Origin of the sequence: Klebsiella sp. ME-303 (assembly GCF_007910085.1) — a bacterium.
Lineage (GTDB): Bacteria > Pseudomonadota > Gammaproteobacteria > Enterobacterales > Enterobacteriaceae > Klebsiella > Klebsiella michiganensis.
This window is the reverse complement of sequence record NZ_VOJB01000069.1, coordinates 118,550-135,775: the sequence shown is the minus strand read 5'-3', so window position 1 is coordinate 135,775 and position 17,226 is coordinate 118,550. Positions and strand designations below refer to the sequence as shown.

Genomic DNA, 17,226 nt, shown 5'->3' with positions numbered 1-17,226 from the left:
CGAAGTTAAGCCAGGAGCATGTGTTATGACCGTTAAAGTTATCGTCACCGATATGGACGGAACTTTTCTCAATGACGCCAAGCAGTATGACCGCTCGCGTTTTCTCGCGCAGTTTGCGCAACTCCAGCAGCAGGGTATTGAGTTCGTGGTCGCCAGCGGCAACCAGTACTACCAGCTGATCTCTTTTTTCCCGGAAATCCGTGATCAAATCTCCTTTGTTGCCGAGAACGGCGCGCTGGTTTACGAACGCGGTCAACAGCTGTTCCACGGCGAACTCACCCGTCATGAATCCCAGGTCGTCATCGGTGAACTGCTGAAAGACCCGCAGCTCAACTTCGTCGCCTGCGGCCTCGAGAGCGCTTACGTCAGCGAGCGCGCGCCCGAGGCGTTCGTCACCCTGATGTCAAAGCACTACCATCGCCTGCAGCGCATTAGCCGCTATCATGACATCGACGACACGCTGTTTAAGTTTTCCCTTAACCTGCCGGATAGCGAAATCCCGCAGCTTATCGACAAACTGCACGTCTCGCTGGACGGCATCATGAAGCCGGTCACCAGCGGCTTTGGCTTCGTCGATTTGATTATCCCCGGCCTGCATAAAGCCAACGGTATAAGCCGCTTGCTTAAGCGCTGGAACATCTCGCCGCAGGCCTGCGTAGCCATTGGCGACAGCGCTAACGATACGGAAATGCTCAAGCTGGTGAAATACTCTTTCGCGATGGCCAACGCCGCCGAAAGCATCAAGGCGGTGTCGCGTTTTGCCACCGATGATAACAACCACGACGGCGCGCTGAACGTCATTCAGGCCGTCCTCGACCACACCGCCCCGTTCAACGAGTAACGCCACACCCGGGGTTTACCGCCCCGGCTTCCCGTTTTGTGCACCTCCGCATAATTTTAAACTTGCATTAACTTAATTTTAACTTAAATTATCATATGTAAGATAAATTACTTTCGAATGAAAGATGAGAGGTCATTATGGCTGTTACCCATACCTGTGAAACTTTACCCGCCGACCCCAAAGCGGCCATCCGCCGGATTAAACAGGAGCTGCGGGCGCAAATTGGCGACGTGCAGGCGGTGTTCGATCGGCTGACGGCGCGTATCGCCGCGCGTCTGGAAGAGATTGACTCCCTTAAGGCCAGCGGTCAGGACGTCTGGCCGACGATCCCGTTCGCCGATATTGCCCGGGGCCAGGTCACGGAAGCCCAGCGCGAGCTCATCAAGCGTCGCGGCTGCGCCGTTATCAAGGGCCATTTTTCTCGCGAACAGGCGCTGGCGTGGGACAACGCAATGCTCGAGTATCTCGACCGCAACCATTTCGATGACGTTTATAAAGGTCCCGGCGATACCTTTTTCGGATCGCTGGAAGCTTCGCGCCCGGAAATCTATCCGATTTACTGGTCCCAGGCGCAGATGCAGGCGCGACAGAGCGATGAAATGGCCGCCGTGCAGTCGTTCCTCAACCGTCTGTGGACGTTTAACCGCGACGGCAAGCAGTGGTTCGACCCGGACGTCAGCGTCATTTACCCGGACCGCATTCGCCGCCGCCCGCCGGGAACCACCTCGAAAGGACTGGGGGCGCATACCGATTCCGGCGCCCTGGAGCGCTGGCTGCTGCCGGCCTATCAGAAAGTGTTTGCCGACGTGTTTAACGGCAACATTGATGCTTACGACCCGTGGGACGCGGCGCACCGCACCGAAGTCGAAGAGTATACGGTCGACAACACCACCAAATGCTCGGTGTTCCGCACCTTCCAGGGGTGGACCGCGCTCTCCGATATGATCCCCGATCAGGGCCTGCTGCACGTGGTGCCGATCCCGGAAGCGATGGCTTACGTGCTGCTACGTCCGCTGCTCGACGATGTCCCGGAAGATGAGCTGTGCGGCGTCGCGCCGGGCAAGGTGCTGCCGATTTCGGAAAAATGGCACCCGCTGCTGATCAAAGCCTTAAGCTCTATTCCGGCGCTGAATGCGGGCGATTCGGTATGGTGGCACTGCGACGTGATCCACTCGGTCGCGCCGGTGGAAAATCAGCAGGGCTGGGGCAACGTGATGTATATTCCCGCCGCGCCAATGTGCGAGAAAAACCTCGCCTACGCGCAGAAGGTCAAAGCGGCGCTGGCGCGCGGCGCTTCGCCGGGAGATTTCCCCCGCGAGGATTATGAAAGCGACTGGGAAGGCCGCTTTACGCTGGATGACTTAAATATCCACGGTAAGCGCGCGTTGGGGATGGCGAATTAATCATCATATAGCCCCTTCGCTTCAACGGCGGTACGGCGGTTACCGGCGCGTATCCGCCGCACCGAATCGCGTACCGCCAGCGTCCCATGCAGGAGTAACGCGCCGTGCGGCGCATCGGGACGGATCAGTCTCTGCTGTAATAAATGTACCGCTTCGACCCCTAATTCATCGCGTGGGACGTGGACGGCGGTTAGCGGTACATCCTGGATCGCCGCCAGGTTAAAGCCGTCGATGCTCATGACGGAAACATCCTGCGGGACGCGCAAACCGCGTTTTTGTAATGCGGCGATCGTGCCTGCCGCCATAAAATCACCGCCCACCAGAAATGCCGTCGGCAGCGGGCCATCGCCGCGCTGATCCAGCCACTCCCCGACTTTTTCCTCGGTATCCCTGGCGCTGAAGTTGGCCACAGCGAGTAAATCCCTGCCGTCAACGAAACGGAGATTACGCGCCCGCCACGCCTGCTTAATGCCCAGCAGACGCAGCTCCATGGTATAGCGGCGCAGGCACATCACGTTCATGATCGCCTGATGCCCCATCTCAAACAGATACCGGGCGGCGAACTGGCCGATCAGCCGATGATCCGGCGCGACGGAGGGTAAACGCATTCCCGCGTCGTGGCAGTTAATCATCACGCAGGGCTTCGCCAGATCGGCCGCCAGATCGTGAATATGCGGATCGTCGATACCCAGTAAAATCGCGGCCTGGGTCGATGCTTCATGCATGCGCTGCAAAAACAAATTGGCATCGCTGTCGTTCTCTTCCAGCGCGCAATAGCGCAGGTGTACCTCATGCGGCATAAGGGCGCTATTGATGCTTTGAATCACCCGATAGTAGTAAATATCCGTGCGTTCATCGAAAGCGCGCTGAGGGGCAAAGACCACCAGATTATTGAGCAGCATTCGCCCGGCGGCGATACCCTCCATCACGCCCAGCTCGCGGGCGCAATCCAGTACCCTCTGGCGAGCCCTGGCGCTGGTATTTGCTTTTCCCGCCAGCACCCGCGATACCGTGCTCACCGACAGCCCGGTACGCGCCGCGATTTCGCTCACTTTCAGCTTTTTGTCCATTTTGTGATCGCGCTCTACTTTGCTCATGAAAAAATTTTCATATTGAGAATGTGAATATTTTTAAGCGATTTGGCGATGTCATACTGCGATCTGGATCGTCCCATGAAAATATTTGCAGAATTGTCGCTATTGCCCGCTCGCATTCTCCCTTAGCCTGAATTGGTCCAACACCTTTGAGATTAGTCAACCAATAGTGTCGAGACATCAACCTTAACAAACAACGAAATAGAAAATTTTAGCGACAACTCAGCAAGCGGGTTGGTCAATTTTCCCTACTACATGTCTCGTGGAGAGTTCTATGAGCCAAGGCCTCAATAATGATATGGCGGTCAGTAAATCGCGCCGCATAGTGAAGAACCTGCGCTGGTGGATGCTGGTGCTGTTTTTACTCGGCGTCACCGTTAACTACATCACGCGTAATTCGTTGGGGATTATCGCCCCGGAATTAAAAACCTCCCTGGGTATTACCACTGAACAGTACTCATGGATAGTCGGCGCTTTTCAGCTGGCGTACACCATTTTCCAGCCGCTCTGCGGCTGGCTTATCGACGTTATTGGCCTCAAGCTCGGCTTTATGATCTGCGCCACCCTGTGGGCCATCGCCTGCATCGCCCATGCCGGGGCGGGGAGCTGGCTGCACCTGGCGATTCTGCGCTTTTTCATGGGCGGCGCTGAGGCGGCGGCGACGCCAGCCAACGCCAAAACGCTGGGTGAGTGGTTTCCAAAATCCGAGCGGCCGATCGCGGCAGGCTGGGCGGGCGTCGGCTTCTCCGTGGGCGCCATGCTGGCGCCGCCGATTATCTACTTCGCACACGCTTCGTTCGGCTGGCAGGGGGCATTCATGTTCACCGGCGCGCTGGCGCTGCTGTGGGTCGTGCTGTGGTGGGCGTTCTATCATAACCCGGAAAAACACCCTAACCTCGGTAAAGCTGAGCTGGCGCTGATCCAGCAGGACAATGAAGCGCCGCCGGTCAAACTGCCCTTCTTTACCGCGCTGAAAACCGTATCGAAAAACAAGCGCTTCTACGGTATCGCCATTCCGGCCTTTATGGCTGAGCCCGCCTGGGCGGTGCTGAGCTTCTGGGTACCGCTCTACCTGGCGAAAGAGCACGGCATGGATTTAAAACAAATCGCCATGTTTGCCTGGCTGCCGTTTCTGGCGGCCGACCTCGGCAGCGTCGCCAGCGGCTATCTGACCAAACTGTATACCCGCTGGTTCGGCTGTTCGCGGGTGAACTCGGTGGTCGCCAGCTCCGTCACCGGCGCCTTCCTGATGATTTCGCTCGCCACCGTGGCGATCACCCGCGATCCCTATATCACCATCGTGCTGATTTCGATAGGCGGCTTCGGCCACCAGATCATCTCCTGCATGCTCAGCGCGCTGGTGGTGGAGTCGTTCGATAAAGGACAGATGGCGACCGTGAACGGGATGCGCGGCTCCGCCGCCTGGATCGCCAGCTTTCTGTTCTCGCTGCTGATTGGCGTCACCGCCGACAAAATCGGCTTCAACCCGCTATTTATCGCCATGGGGTTCTTTGACCTGATTGGCGCGGTATTCCTGGTGGCATTTATTGCTGAACGTCGCGCAAAACGCGCCTGAGAGTGGATGTAAAAAATGAAGACTTTGAAAAACTGGACTTTGCACCAACGGCTGGACCACCACGTTGAGCTGATCGTAGACGGCCAGCACACCCTGTGTCTGTACGTGCTGGAAGAGAATATGTTCCGCGTGCTGCTAAAGCGGCACGGGCAGCTGGCGCTGGATCGCACCTGGAGTATCGCTCCCCAGCAGGACGTGCCGTGGGAAGGACGCCCGCGCGAAGATTTGAGCGGCTTTAGCCTCCCCGCCTGGAAGCTCACGGAGCATAGCGATACCCTGAGCATCGCCACCGATCAGCTGCGCGTCACCGTCCACCAGCCGCTGTGGCTGGAATGGAGCTATCGCGATGAGGGCGGCGAGTGGCAGCCGCTGGTTAACGACCGCCCCACCAGCGCCTACCTGGCGAATGCGCACGGCGACGGCGTTGCCCACTACCTGAGCCGACGCAAAGACGAACGCTTCTACGGTCTGGGCGAAAAAGCCGGCGATCTGCAGCGAAACGGGAAGCGCTATGAGATGCGTAACCTCGACGCCATGGGCTATAACGCGGCGAGCACCGACCCGCTGTACAAACATATTCCGTTTACCATCGCGCAGCGTAGCGATGTCAGCTACGGTCTGTTTTACGACAACCTGAGCAGCTGCTGGCTGGATCTCGGCAACGAAATCGATAATTACCATACCGCCTATCGCCGCTGGCAGGCGGAAGCCGGCGACATCGATTACTATCTTTTTTCCGGCAAACGGGTACTGGATATCACCAAAGCATTCGTACGCCTGACCGGCAAAACGCTCTTCGGACCGAAATGGAGTCTCGGCTACAGCGGTTCGACGATGCACTACACCGACGCGCCGGATGCGCAAAACCAGCTGATGAACTTCATCCGCCTGTGTGATGAACACGCCATTCCGTGCGATTCGTTCCAGCTCTCTTCCGGCTATACCTCGATTGACGGCAAGCGCTACGTCTTTAACTGGAACAACGATAAGGTGCCGCAGCCGAAGGTGATGAGCCAGGCCTTCCACGATGCCGGACTGAAGCTCGCCGCCAATATTAAGCCCTGCCTGCTGCAGGACCATCCGCGCTATAACGAGGTCGCGGAGCGCGGGCTTTTTATCCGCGATTCACAGGCGGATGCTCCCGAGCGCTCCAGCTTCTGGGATGACGAAGGGTCGCACCTTGACTTTACCAACCCGCAGACCGTCGCCTGGTGGCAGGAAGGCGTGACAACCCAGCTGCTGGAGATGGGTATCGACTCCACGTGGAACGATAATAACGAGTATGAAGTCTGGGACGGCGAAGCCCGCTGTTACGGGTTTGGCGAGGAAATTGCCATTAAACATATTCGCCCGGTCATGCCGCTGCTGATGATGCGCGCGTCGCTGGAGGCTCAGCAGCGCTTTGCGCCGCACAAACGACCGTACCTGATCTCTCGCTCCGGCTGCGCCGGGATGCAGCGCTACGTCCAGACCTGGAGCGGCGATAACCGTACCAACTGGGATACGCTGCGCTATAACACCCGCATGGGGCTGGGAATGAGCCTCTCCGGGCTGTTCAATGTCGGCCACGATGTTGGCGGCTTCTCTGGCGATAAACCGGACCCGGAGCTGTTCGTACGCTGGGTACAAAACGGCGTTATGCATCCGCGCTTTACCATTCACTCGTGGAATGACGACCAGACGGTCAACGAAGCCTGGATGTACCCGGAAGTCACGCCGGCTATCCGTTCAGCCATTGAGCTGCGCTATCGTCTGCTGCCGTACCTCTATACGCTGCTGTGGCAGGCTCACGCCGACGATGAACCGATGCTGCGTCCGACCTTCCTCGATCACGAACACGATCCGCAGACGTTTGCCGAATGCGACGACTTCCTGCTGGGTCGCGATCTGCTGGTCGCCAGCGTCGTCGAACCCGGCGCGCGTCAGCGCCGCGTCTGGCTGCCGGCCAATCAGGACGGCTGGTACGACTTTGATAGCCACCAGTGGTTCGCGGGAGGCCAGTGGATCGTCCTTGATGCGCCGCTGGAAAAACTGCCGCTGCTGGTTCGCGCCGGAGCAGGCCTGCCGCTGAGCGAGCGTATCCGCCACGTCGATGCGCAAAAAGACGATTGCCGCGAGCTGAAACTCTTCCCGCTGAAGGGCGTGGGGACCCGTCGCGGCCTGCTGTTTGAAGATGATGGCGAAAGCTGGGGCTACCAGAATGGTCATGCGCTGTGGGTAGAATGGGAAATGGTTTGCGATAGCGCCAGCATCAACCTGCAGGTGAACGCGCGCGGCGATTATCGTCCGGCGTGGAAAGCGCTGAAGGTGTCGTTGCCGGCGGGGGAAAAACGCAGGCTGCTGGTGAACGGTGAAGAAAGGAGCGAGTGGCGAGTGTAGCCCTCACCTTTTTCGCGCTGCCACCGGGGAATTAAGCCACGCTGTGCGCTGCTCCCGGGGGCGGCGCTAACGCGCCTTGCCCGGGCTACAGGTTCACCGCCGTCTGTGGGCCGGTAGCCAGACAGATGCGCAGCATCGCCTCCGGGGAGTTCAGCCACGTTGCGTTCTGCTCCCGGGGGCGGCGCTTAACGCGCCTTGCCCGGGCTACAGGTTCACCGCCGTCTGTGGGCCAGTAGCCCGGACAGATGCGCAGCATCGCCTCCGGGAAATTCAGCCACGCAGCCTCTGCTCCCGGGGGCGGCGCTTAACGCGCCTTGCCCGGGCTACAGATTCATCGCCGTCTGTGGGCCAGTAGCCCGGACAGATGCGCAGCATCGCCTCCGGGGAATTCAGCCACGTTGCGTTCTGCTCCCGGGGGCGGCGCTTAACGCGCCTTGCCCGGACTACAGGTTCACCGCCGTCTGTGGGCCAGTAGCCCGGACAGATGCGCAGCATCGCCTCCGGGAAATTCAGCCACGCAGCCTCTGCTCCCGGGGGCGGCGCTTAACGCGCCTTGCCCGGGCTACAGATTCATCGCCGTCTGCGGGCCGGTAGCCCGGACAGATGCGCAGCATCGCCTCCGGGGAATTCAGCCACGCAGCCTCTGCTCCCGGGGGCGGCGCTTAACGCGCCTTGCCCGGGCTACAGGTTCACCGCCGACTTCAGGCCGGTAGCCCGGATAAGGCGCAGCAGCGCCGCAATCCGGGACAGACAACAGGAATATTATTCGATACCTTTGCTGCGCAGATAATCTTCGTAGTTACCGGTGAAGTCCACAACGCGCTCCGGCGTAATTTCAATCACTCGGGTCGCCAGCGAGCTCACAAACTCACGGTCGTGGGAAACAAAGATCAGGGTGCCCTGATACATCTCCAGCGCCATGTTCAGCGATTCGATCGATTCCATATCCAGGTGGTTGGTCGGTTCATCCATCACCAGGATATTCGGTTTTTGCATCATCAGCTTACCGAACAGCATGCGGCCTTTTTCGCCACCGGAGAGCACTTTCGCCGGCTTCTTGATATCGTCCTGGCTGAACAGCAGACGACCCAGGATGCTGCGCACCGCCTGCTCATCATCGCTTTCCTGCTTCCACTGGCTCATCCACTCGAATACCGTCAGATCGTTTTCAAATTCATATTCATGATCCTGCGCGTAGTAGCCAATCTGCGCGTTCTCAGACCATTTAACGGTACCGTTATCGGGCGTCAGATCGCCGACCAGGGTTTTCAGCATCGTGGATTTACCCACGCCGTTGGCGCCCAGAATGGCAAGCTTCTCCCCCACTTCCAGCAGCAGATTGACGTTTTTAAACAGCGGGCCGTTATCAAAGCCTTTCGCCAGCGCTTCCACTTCCAGGGCGTTACGGAACAGCTTCTTATCCTGCTCAAAGCGAATGAACGGGTTCTGACGGCTGGACGCTTTCACTTCGTCCAGCTTAATTTTGTCAATCTGACGGGCGCGCGAGGTCGCCTGGCGAGATTTAGAGGCGTTGGCGCTAAAGCGGCTGACGAATGATTGCAGGTCGGCAATCTGCGCTTTTTTCTTGGCGTTGTCCGCCAGCAGACGTTCGCGCGCCTGGGTCGCCGCGGTCATGTACTCATCGTAGTTGCCCGGGTAAACGCGCAGCTCGCCGTAATCCAGATCCGCCATGTGGGTACAGACCATATTCAGGAAGTGACGGTCGTGCGAAATGATGATCATGGTGCTGTCGCGATCGTTGAGGGTCTGCTCCAGCCAGCGGATGGTGTCGATGTCCAGGTTGTTCGTCGGTTCATCAAGCAGCAGAATGTCCGGGTTAGAGAACAGCGCCTGCGCCAGCAGCACGCGCAGCTTCCAGCCGGGAGCGACTTCGCTCATCGGGCCGTAATGCTGTTCAACCGGGATGCCGACGCCGAGCAGCAGTTCGCCGGCGCGCGCTTCAGCGGAGTAGCCGTCCATCTCGCCGTACAGCACTTCCAGGTCAGCCACTTTGTAGCCATCTTCTTCGCTCATCTCCGCCAGGGAGTAGATGCGATCGCGCTCCTGCTTCACTTCCCACAGCTCGCCGTGGCCCATAATGACCGTATCCAGCACGCTGAACTCTTCAAACGCAAACTGATCCTGACGCAGCTTACCGATACGCTCGTTCGGATCGAGGGAGACGTTGCCCAGCGTCGGCTCAAGATCGCCGCCGAGGATCTTCATAAAGGTGGATTTGCCGCTACCGTTAGCGCCAATCAGGCCGTAACGGTTGCCGCCGCCAAATTTGACGGAAATATTTTCGAACAGCGGCTTACTGCCGAACTGCATGGTGACGTTGCTGGATACTAGCACGGGGTTATCCTGAAAATAGAGAATGAGAAGTGTGATGAACCAGACATTATGCCAGCAAATGCTTCACTTTTCACGGGGCGTTATAAAATCATCAATGACGCCTGTGTTAGGGTCATGTCATATTGCGCGGTTACACTGCTTAATGCGTAATTTTTTACCTTAATCTGGAAGGAACCTATGACCACACACTCCCGCCATCCGGCTTTCTTATCGCTGCAGGGCGGTATCAACTTTCGTGACCTGGGCGGCCAGCGTACCGCCGACGGCCGTCGCGTGCGTACCGGGAAGTTATTCCGCTCCGGCTCGCTGCATATGATGACGGCAGATGACCTCACCCATCTGGACGCGATCCCGCTTAGCCGGGTGATTGATTATCGCGACCCGGGCGAAGTGAATCGCAGCCCCGATAAGCTGAACGAAGCGGCTCACTACCTCAACGCCCCGGCGAATCCGCACGTTCGCGACGTCAACGCCAAAGTCACCGAGCTCAACGCCGCCACCCTGAACGCCCTTAACGGCGAGCAGTTTATGCTGGCGCTCTACCGCCAGCTGCCGTTCAATAACGCCGCTTATCGCCAGCTGGCCGGTTGGCTGATGGAGCCTTTCGACGGCGCGCTGCTGCAGCACTGCGCGGTGGGAAAAGACCGCACCGGCGTTGGCTGCGCGTTGACGCTGTTCGCCCTCGGCTGCGATCGTCATACGGTCATGGAGGAATATCTGCTTACCCAGGGCATGCTGACGCAGGTCGAAGATTTCATGCTCCAGTCCCTCGGTAATGCGCTGACCCCCCGCGGCCGGCAGAACCTGGCGGAAATGATGACGGTGCATGAGTCCTACCTTGCCGCCGCACTTTCGCAAATCGACGAACGCTACGCCAGCGTCGATGCCTGGCTGGAGAAAGAGTATCAGCTCACGCCGCAGGCGCGAGAAGCGCTCCAGTCGCGGCTTCTGGAGGGGTAATCCCCTCCCGTTTTCAGGCTGCAGAGCCCGCGTTGACGGGCTACACTCAGGGTCACAGGAAAAAAATGTGATTTCGTACACATCTCATTTACCTGTTTGCCGGAAAGCACATATAATGCGCTCCCATCGACTTCCTGTTTAAACTGACAAAGGCCTGTGCGGCATTAACATCGCCCACGACATAAAGATTATGAAATTATCAACACTCTTCGCGGCAGCCTTCGCCATCGTGGGCTTTTGCAACACAGCTTCTGCTGTAACCTACCCTCTGCCCACCGACGGCAGCCGTCTGATTGGCCAGAACCAGGTGATCACCATTCCGGAAGGCAACAAGCAGCCGCTGGAATATTTCGCCGCTGAATACCAGATGGGTTTATCCAACATGCTGGAAGCCAACCCGGGCGTGGACACCTTCCTGCCGAAAGGCGGCACCGTGCTGAATATCCCGCAGCAGCTGATCCTGCCGGACACCGTGCATGAAGGTATCGTCATCAACAGCGCGGAAATGCGCCTCTACTACTATCCGAAAGGCACCAACACCGTCATCGTGCTGCCGATCGGCATCGGCCAGTTAGGCAAAGACACGCCGATCAACTGGGTGACGAAAGTTGAGCGTAAAAAAGCCGGTCCGACCTGGACGCCTACCGCCAAAATGCACGCTGAATATGCCGCAGCCGGTGAACCGCTGCCGGCCGTTGTTCCTGCCGGCCCTGATAACCCGATGGGCCTGTACGCGCTGTATATCGGCCGCCTGTACGCTATTCACGGTACCAACGCTAACTTCGGCATCGGCCTGCGCGTCAGCCACGGCTGCGTGCGTCTGCGTAACGACGATATCAAATTCCTGTTTGAAAACGTGCCGGTCGGCACCCGCGTAGAGTTTATCGATGAGCCGGTAAAAGCCACTACCGAGCCTGACGGCAGCCGCTTCATTGAAGTTCACAACCCGCTGTCCACCACGGAAGAGCAGTTCCAGGGCGGCGAAATCGTGCCGATCAACCTGACCAAATCAGTACAGGCGATTACCAGCCAGACTGACGTAGACCAGAGCGTGGTCGATCAGGCGATCCAGAACCGTTCCGGTATGCCGGTGCGTCTGAACTAAAACGCATCGCGCAGAGTGGCGGGCCCGGTGCCCGCCATTTTTTTATCCGTTATTGACCAGAATAATTCCGCCGTGGTCGTAGCGATAGTGGCAATGGGCATACTCCAGCGGCGTACCGTCCTCCAGATAGATCACCTGCTCCACCTCCAGCACCGGGTCGCTCGCTTCGCAGTTGAGATGCTCCCTGTCCAGCGCCTGCGGTTTCATCGCCCGCACCACCCGATACGATCCCATCATCTTCAGCCCCAGCGTCTCCTGCACGTAGCGAAATACCGAGCTTTCGAGATGCGTTTTATTCAGTCCGGGCACCAGCGCAACGGGCATCACGGTGAGGTCCAGCGACACGGGTTCCTCGTTGAGCAGCCGCAGGCGGACGAAATCATAGACCGGGGCATCGGCGTCAATCAGCAACGAGCTTTGCTCTTTTTCCGACGGAAAACGCAGCTCGAAGCGAATCACCCGGCTGGTCACTTCCCCTACATGCTCCCAGGTTTTGGTGGCGCCAAAATAGTCGCTGCCGGGCAGCTCCCACTGCGAAAGCTGGAGGAAGTTTTTGCGCACGAAGGTTCCCTGCCCCTTACGGGTGTAGATAAGGCCTTCGACAATCAGCTGGCGCATCGCCTGCTGGATGGTCATCCTGCTGGTGCTGAACTCCGCCGCTAAGGCGAACTGGTCGGGTAACGGCGCGCTGGCGGGATACTGCCGGCTGATAATACGTTTTTTGATTTCCCGCGCGATACTCAGATATTTGGCCGTCATTCCCGGATCCTTTTACGTGTCTGATAGTGGCTGGCGGGCAGAATATACCATCTGCCCGCGCGAGGCGCCGCTACATCTCTTCGCCGTGACTGCGGATGGCCCGCTTCAGCCAGGCATAGCTTTTCTTCGGGACGCGCTTAAGGTCCTTAAGGTCGTGGTTTTCACGGTTCACGTAGACAACCCCGTAGCGCTTGCGCATATCGCCCTGCGAACTGAGAATATCGATTAACCCCCAGCCCAGATAGCCAATCACCCGCGCGCCGTCCTCAAACATCGCCTCTTTCATGGCGTTGATATGGTCGCGATGATAGGCGATGCGGTAATCGTCAGCGACCGGATTTTCGCCGTCCCAGGACTCAATCACCCCGATGCCGTTTTCAATCGGGAATACCGGCAGACGCCAGTCGTTGTAGTAGCGGGTAATGATGGTGCGAAAGCCCAGCGGGTCAATCTGCCAGCCCCACTCGGTGGCCTGCAGAAAGTCATTCTTTTTATCGCCAAACTGCATGTAGTGGTTCACCGGCGTGCCCGGCGGGATCGGGTCGCTATCCAGCGCCTTGCTGGCGTAGTAGCTAAAGGCCAGATAGTCGATTTTAACCTGCGCCATCAGCGCCAGATCCTCTGCGCGGTAGATATCCTCAAAGCCTTCACGGGCGACAACGTGCATGACCTCCGGGCTGTAGCCCTCTCCGGCGAAGGCGCGCAGCAGGTTCTGGTTTAAAAACTCATCGAGCTGCTGGGCGCAAAGGATATCGCGCGGTTTGCAGGTCGCCGGATAGACCAGCGCGTGGGCCAGCATGCCGCCCATCAGGCACTGCGGCTTCGCCTGGTGCAGATACTGCGTCAGGTGTACGTGGGCCATCATCACGTGGTGCTGGATCTGATACAGCTCCCGCAGGGTCTTCTCGCCGCGCATATAGCCTGAAATCAGAAACGCGTCCGGCATGTGGTAGAGATTCTGTTCATTAAAGGTCAGCCACCACTTCACCTTGTCGCCAAAGCAGTCGATCATCTTCTGCCCGTAACGAATAAAGGCTTCCATCACCCGACGGTCGGTAAAACCGTTGTAGCGTTCAGCCAGCGACAGCGGCATATCGAAGTGATAGAGGCAGATCATCGGCTCAATGCCGCGGGCAAGCAGTTCATCAATAAACTGGTGATAAAAGGCGATACCTTCTTCATTGAACTCACCGTCGCCTTCCGGGCAAACGCGGCTCCAGGCAATCTGGAAGCGGTAGCAGTTCATGCCCAAATCCTGCATCAGGTCGAAGTCTTCCCGGTAGCGGTGGTACGAGTCGGTTGCCACCTTCCAGTCGGACGCAAATTCCGCCGGCTGGCGGATATCGTAAACCGACATCCCCTTCCCGCCCTCATTCCACGCCCCTTCGGTTTGCATACTGGAAACCGAGTTACCCCATAAAAAATCTGCCGGTAGTGTTCTGTTCATCGCTCGCACCTATGACTAGTCATATTAATTTCATGACTAGTCATATAAACGAAATTCTCCCGTCAGGCAAAGTCCAGGATCGCGTTTTGTGAGCGCAACGGATAAAAAACCGGATCGCGAAACAGACGATCCGGCGTGCAAGAGAGGAAGTTACTGCTAGGCGAGCTGGTCGCGGCGGTATTCGCCCTGGCGCTCCAGCATCCAGCCCGGATACTCTCGCGGCAGCGCGCTGACCGCGTCAAGCCGCGCCAGTTCATCATCATCCAGGGCAATGCTGGTCGCCGCGAGGTTATCGGCGAGCTGCTCAGCGCGCTTTGCGCCAATAATCACGCTGCTTACCGTCGGCTGATGCAGCAGCCAGGCCAGCGCGATTTGCGCCACCGAAACGCCCTTCGCATCGGCAATCTCGCGCATCACATCAATGCAGTCAAAAGCCCGAGCTTTATTCACCGGCGGGAAATCAAACTCCTGACGGCGGCCGCCGCTTGCCGAGTGCCCATCGCGATCGTACTTACCGCTGAGCAGCCCTCCCGCCAGCGGGCTCCAGACCATCAGGCCCAGGCCTTCGCTCTGCATCATCGGCACCAGCTCGCGCTCCAGATCCCGTCCGGCAAGGGTGTAGTAAGCCTGCAACGAGGCAAAACGCGCCAGCCCCAGACGTTCGGAAATGCCCAGCGCTTTGACTATCTGCCATGCCGCCCAGTTCGACACGCCGATATAGCGGACGTGCCCGTGCTGCACCAGGTTATCCAGCGCATACAGCGTCTCTTCGATCGGGGTTGCCGGATCGAAGCCATGGAGTTGATAGAGATCGATATGATCGAGCTGCAGGCGACGCAGGCTCTCCTTCACGCTGCCGATGATGTGATAGCGCGAACTGCCGCGCGAGTTCACGCCTGCGGTGCCGGTTTCGCCAAACACTTTGGTCGCCACGACGACGTTTTCACGCGGCACTTTCAGATTCTTCAGCGCCTGGCCGGTAATCTCTTCCGAGCGCCCTTCTGAATAGACGTCAGCGGTGTCGATGAAGTTGATGCCCGCATCCAGCGCGCTGCCCACCAGCTGCTCTGCCTCCGCCTGGCGCAGCTGCCCCACTTTCCCCCACAGGCCGCCTTCGCCGCCGAAGGTCATGGTGCCGAGGCACAGCTCAGAGACAAAAAGGCCGGTATGGCCCAGTTTTTGATAACGCATAGGACTCTCCTTCAATCAGGGTGATTCACCATCGTGAATAAAGTTATACCCCGGAAAAGGAGAGCGCGAATGTGGCGTTTCTGTCCGTTTCTTGCCCAATTCTCTGAAAATCAGAGCTGCAGCAATCCGTACCCCACCAGCGCGGCCCACAGCAGCATGGGCAGAGAGTAGATATGGAAACGCCACCAGATACGGCGATCGCCAGCCATGCGCAGCGCAATCAGGTTTGCCAGAGAGCCTGGCAGCAGGCCGAACCCGCCGACGTTTACCGCCCAGGCCAGCAGCACCGATGGTGGAACGTAATTGAGCAGCAAAATGGTCGCCGGGACGTTGCTGATAAACTGCGACAGGCCAATCGACGTCAGCCACAATCCGCCTGCCGAGAGCTGGCCGACGCCGTTAAGCGCATGCTGGAGAGCCGGTAGCTGGGTCAACAGGTGAACGTCAATAAACATCGCCATGAAGACCAGCAGCAGCGTCCAGTCGACGTGGATAATGACCGCCCGCGCCAGCAGCAAAAAACCCAGCGCGATCAGCGCCAGTCCCCACAGCTCCTGCTTCAGCTCTAAGGCGGTCAAAAAGACCCCATAGAACGCCAGGCAGCTCCAGACCAGCTTTGGCCGCCAGGAGGGCGCCCTGTCGCTACTCTGATAGTCGAGACGCTTCGCGGGGAAACAGAACCAGCACAGCGCCAGCAGGGTGAGCATCGTCGCTGCCGCCAGCGGCAGCATCTGGCCGATAAAGGCCGGAAAGGAGAGGCCCGAGCGCCCCCAGAGAAGAATGTTTTGCGGGTTACCGATGGGCGTTAACAACGACCCGGCGTTCACCGCCAGCGCTTCAAAAATGATGAGACGGCTTGTCGGGATGGCGCACCATTTTTTCAGAGTCAGCGTGAGCGGCACGACGATGAACAGCGCCACGTCGTTAGTTAAAAAGGTGGATAGCAGCGCGGCCGCCAGCACCATAAAGATGGCCAGCTGGCGCTCGGTCACAAAGCGGCGCGCCATTTTGCGACCTATTACGTCAAAATAGCCGCTCAGTTCAATACCTTTGGTCAGTAGCATCAGCCCGCTAAGGGTGATAATCGTATGCCAGTCAATGGCGTGTAGCCAGCCTGCAGGGGCAAACGGAACAAAAAAGCTTAAAACAACGCCGACGATCAGCAGCAGATGCAAAAAACGGTCGCGGATTAGCGACTGAACAAAGACGAGGTTCATTCTCCCGGTGACCCCTGCTTGAGGGTAAACTGTTTAAACATCGCCAGCGTCTCTTCGCTGACGTGGTGCTCCATGCCTTCGGCGTCGCGACGCGCAATTTCCGGGCTAACGCCGATCACCAGTAAAAAGTTCTCGACGATCTGGTGGCGTTCGCGGCTTTCATGCGCCAGCTTCTCACCTTCCGGGGTTAAAAAGATCCCCCGCCATGGGATCTGTTCGATCAGCCCGACGCTGGCCAGTCGTTTTAACATTTTCGCAACCGTTGGCTGCGACACCCCAAGACGCGCGGCCATGTCCACCTGACGGGCTTCCCCCACCTCCATAATCAGATCGGAGATCAGCTCCACGTAGTCATCAATCAGCTCCCGACGATGCGCCTCGCGCACCTGACGAAACCCCTCAACGTGTTCTTCGACATTCACTAGCTGCGTCACTTTTTTTGTTATTGGCTTACCTGCGCGACGGTTCATTGTGCTTCCTCATTCCTGTGACGCATCAAGCATCATATAAAAGGATCCCTATTGTAATGGATCGCGCACAGAGAACAAAAAATTAACGTTTTAGCCATAGCTATAAAATATAGCCTGTGCTATATCTGTATGTAATACACACATCCTTCAAGGAGTGAAGGACGAAGTTACAGGAGGTCGAGATGAATGAATTCAAGAGGTGTTTAAACGTGTTTACCCATTCTCCTTTTAAAGTACGGTTAATGCTTGTCGGTATGCTGTGCGATCTGATCAACGGCAAGCCCCAGCAGGATAAACCCAACAACTAATGCGGCGTCGCGGTACGCCGCTTCATTTTTTTGTCATATTTCCCTGCCACACTGGCTGATTACTCAGCGCTTCAGCAACTTTTTTTCAAGTTTTGTAAGCTTTCTCCCAAAACAATCCGTT

15 protein-coding genes are annotated in these 17,226 nt (G+C 57.8%); 7 read left to right on the top strand and 8 right to left on the bottom strand.

The window, feature by feature from the left end; all coding sequences use genetic code 11:
• The first annotated feature begins 25 nt into the window (after positions 1-25).
• On the top strand, positions 26-841 hold the full coding sequence (locus FQK12_RS10400) for a Cof-type HAD-IIB family hydrolase (RefSeq protein ID WP_014228526.1): 816 nt from the start codon (positions 26-28) through the stop codon (positions 839-841).
• A gap of 137 nt (positions 842-978) precedes the next feature.
• Positions 979-2,244, top strand: coding sequence for a DUF1479 domain-containing protein (locus tag FQK12_RS10395; protein WP_014228525.1), 1,266 nt, complete (start codon positions 979-981; stop codon positions 2,242-2,244).
• Here FQK12_RS10395 and FQK12_RS10390 read toward each other — a convergent pair.
• On the bottom strand, positions 2,241-3,341 hold the full coding sequence (locus FQK12_RS10390; RefSeq protein WP_014837883.1) for a LacI family DNA-binding transcriptional regulator: 1,101 nt from the start codon (positions 3,339-3,341) through the stop codon (positions 2,241-2,243). The two genes, FQK12_RS10395 and FQK12_RS10390, sit on opposite strands and share 4 nt — an antisense overlap.
• Before the next feature lie 271 nt (positions 3,342-3,612).
• Here FQK12_RS10390 and FQK12_RS10385 point away from each other — a divergent pair, with 271 nt between their 5' ends.
• Positions 3,613-4,914: an MFS transporter gene (locus FQK12_RS10385; RefSeq protein WP_004849139.1), complete on the top strand. Its 1,302-nt coding sequence runs from the start codon at positions 3,613-3,615 to the stop codon at positions 4,912-4,914.
• A gap of 15 nt (positions 4,915-4,929) precedes the next feature.
• A complete protein-coding gene (locus FQK12_RS10380; RefSeq protein ID WP_014228523.1) occupies positions 4,930-7,293 on the top strand; it encodes a TIM-barrel domain-containing protein in 2,364 nt (787 codons plus the stop codon).
• Between the two features lie 85 nt (positions 7,294-7,378).
• On the opposite strand, the gene FQK12_RS27290 is transcribed toward FQK12_RS10380, so the two are convergent.
• Complete coding sequence (locus FQK12_RS27290) at positions 7,379-7,549, bottom strand: hypothetical protein (protein ID WP_157870117.1); 171 nt, start codon at positions 7,547-7,549, stop codon at positions 7,379-7,381.
• A 506-nt stretch (positions 7,550-8,055) separates the two neighbouring features.
• A complete protein-coding gene (locus FQK12_RS10370; protein ID WP_004849135.1) occupies positions 8,056-9,648 on the bottom strand; it encodes an ABC-F family ATPase in 1,593 nt (530 codons plus the stop codon).
• 177 nt (positions 9,649-9,825) lie between these two features.
• Between FQK12_RS10370 and FQK12_RS10365 the strand changes: the two genes are divergently transcribed.
• Both FQK12_RS10365 and ldtB read left to right on the top strand, forming a co-directional pair.
• On the top strand, positions 9,826-10,608 hold the full coding sequence (locus FQK12_RS10365; protein WP_014228522.1) for a tyrosine-protein phosphatase: 783 nt from the start codon (positions 9,826-9,828) through the stop codon (positions 10,606-10,608).
• A gap of 190 nt (positions 10,609-10,798) precedes the next feature.
• Complete coding sequence (gene ldtB, locus FQK12_RS10360) at positions 10,799-11,713, top strand: L,D-transpeptidase (RefSeq protein ID WP_004130773.1); 915 nt, start codon at positions 10,799-10,801, stop codon at positions 11,711-11,713.
• A gap of 42 nt (positions 11,714-11,755) precedes the next feature.
• Here ldtB and FQK12_RS10355 read toward each other — a convergent pair whose 3' ends face one another.
• From FQK12_RS10355 to mntR, 5 genes are all read right to left on the bottom strand, one after another.
• Positions 11,756-12,472 carry a GntR family transcriptional regulator gene (locus tag FQK12_RS10355; RefSeq protein WP_014228521.1) on the bottom strand — a complete coding sequence of 239 codons (717 nt, stop codon included), beginning with the start codon at positions 12,470-12,472 and terminating at the stop codon, positions 11,756-11,758.
• Between the two features lie 70 nt (positions 12,473-12,542).
• A complete protein-coding gene (locus FQK12_RS10350) occupies positions 12,543-13,919 on the bottom strand; it encodes a glycoside hydrolase family 1 protein (protein ID WP_041165270.1) in 1,377 nt (458 codons plus the stop codon).
• A gap of 156 nt (positions 13,920-14,075) precedes the next feature.
• Positions 14,076-15,110, bottom strand: a complete 1,035-nt coding sequence (locus tag FQK12_RS10345; RefSeq protein ID WP_014228519.1) for an aldo/keto reductase — start codon at positions 15,108-15,110, stop codon at positions 14,076-14,078.
• Between the two features lie 110 nt (positions 15,111-15,220).
• Entirely contained in the window at positions 15,221-16,327 is a 1,107-nt protein-coding gene (locus FQK12_RS10340) for an anion transporter (RefSeq protein WP_014228518.1), read from the bottom strand.
• A complete protein-coding gene (gene mntR, locus FQK12_RS10335) occupies positions 16,324-16,797 on the bottom strand; it encodes a manganese-binding transcriptional regulator MntR (protein WP_014228517.1) in 474 nt (157 codons plus the stop codon). Before mntR ends, FQK12_RS10340 begins: the two co-directional genes overlap by 4 nt.
• Positions 16,798-16,979: 182 nt before the next feature.
• Between mntR and mntS the strand changes: the two genes are divergently transcribed.
• Positions 16,980-17,105 carry a manganase accumulation protein MntS gene (mntS, locus tag FQK12_RS10330; RefSeq protein WP_004100500.1) on the top strand — a complete coding sequence of 42 codons (126 nt, stop codon included), beginning with the start codon at positions 16,980-16,982 and terminating at the stop codon, positions 17,103-17,105.
• The last annotated feature ends 121 nt before the right edge of the window (positions 17,106-17,226 follow it).

Bases quoted from the DNA above. Each gene is read 5' to 3' on its own strand.
- FQK12_RS10400 (WP_014228526.1), top strand. From the start codon at position 26: ATGACCGTTAAAGTTATCGTCACCGATATGGACGGAACTTTTCTCAAT.
- FQK12_RS10395 (WP_014228525.1), top strand. From the start codon at position 979: ATGGCTGTTACCCATACCTGTGAAACTTTACCCGCCGACCCCAAAGCG.
- FQK12_RS10390 (WP_014837883.1), bottom strand. From the start codon at position 3,341: ATGAGCAAAGTAGAGCGCGATCACAAAATGGACAAAAAGCTGAAAGTG.
- FQK12_RS10385 (WP_004849139.1), top strand. From the start codon at position 3,613: ATGAGCCAAGGCCTCAATAATGATATGGCGGTCAGTAAATCGCGCCGC.
- FQK12_RS10380 (WP_014228523.1), top strand. From the start codon at position 4,930: ATGAAGACTTTGAAAAACTGGACTTTGCACCAACGGCTGGACCACCAC.
- FQK12_RS27290 (WP_157870117.1), bottom strand. From the start codon at position 7,549: ATGCTGCGCATCTGTCCGGGCTACTGGCCCACAGACGGCGGTGAACCT.
- FQK12_RS10365 (WP_014228522.1), top strand. From the start codon at position 9,826: ATGACCACACACTCCCGCCATCCGGCTTTCTTATCGCTGCAGGGCGGT.
- ldtB (WP_004130773.1), top strand. From the start codon at position 10,799: ATGAAATTATCAACACTCTTCGCGGCAGCCTTCGCCATCGTGGGCTTT.
- FQK12_RS10355 (WP_014228521.1), bottom strand. From the start codon at position 12,472: ATGACGGCCAAATATCTGAGTATCGCGCGGGAAATCAAAAAACGTATT.
- FQK12_RS10350 (WP_041165270.1), bottom strand. From the start codon at position 13,919: ATGAACAGAACACTACCGGCAGATTTTTTATGGGGTAACTCGGTTTCC.
- FQK12_RS10345 (WP_014228519.1), bottom strand. From the start codon at position 15,110: ATGCGTTATCAAAAACTGGGCCATACCGGCCTTTTTGTCTCTGAGCTG.
- FQK12_RS10340 (WP_014228518.1), bottom strand. From the start codon at position 16,327: ATGAACCTCGTCTTTGTTCAGTCGCTAATCCGCGACCGTTTTTTGCAT.
- mntR (WP_014228517.1), bottom strand. From the start codon at position 16,797: ATGAACCGTCGCGCAGGTAAGCCAATAACAAAAAAAGTGACGCAGCTA.
- mntS (WP_004100500.1), top strand. From the start codon at position 16,980: ATGAATGAATTCAAGAGGTGTTTAAACGTGTTTACCCATTCTCCTTTT.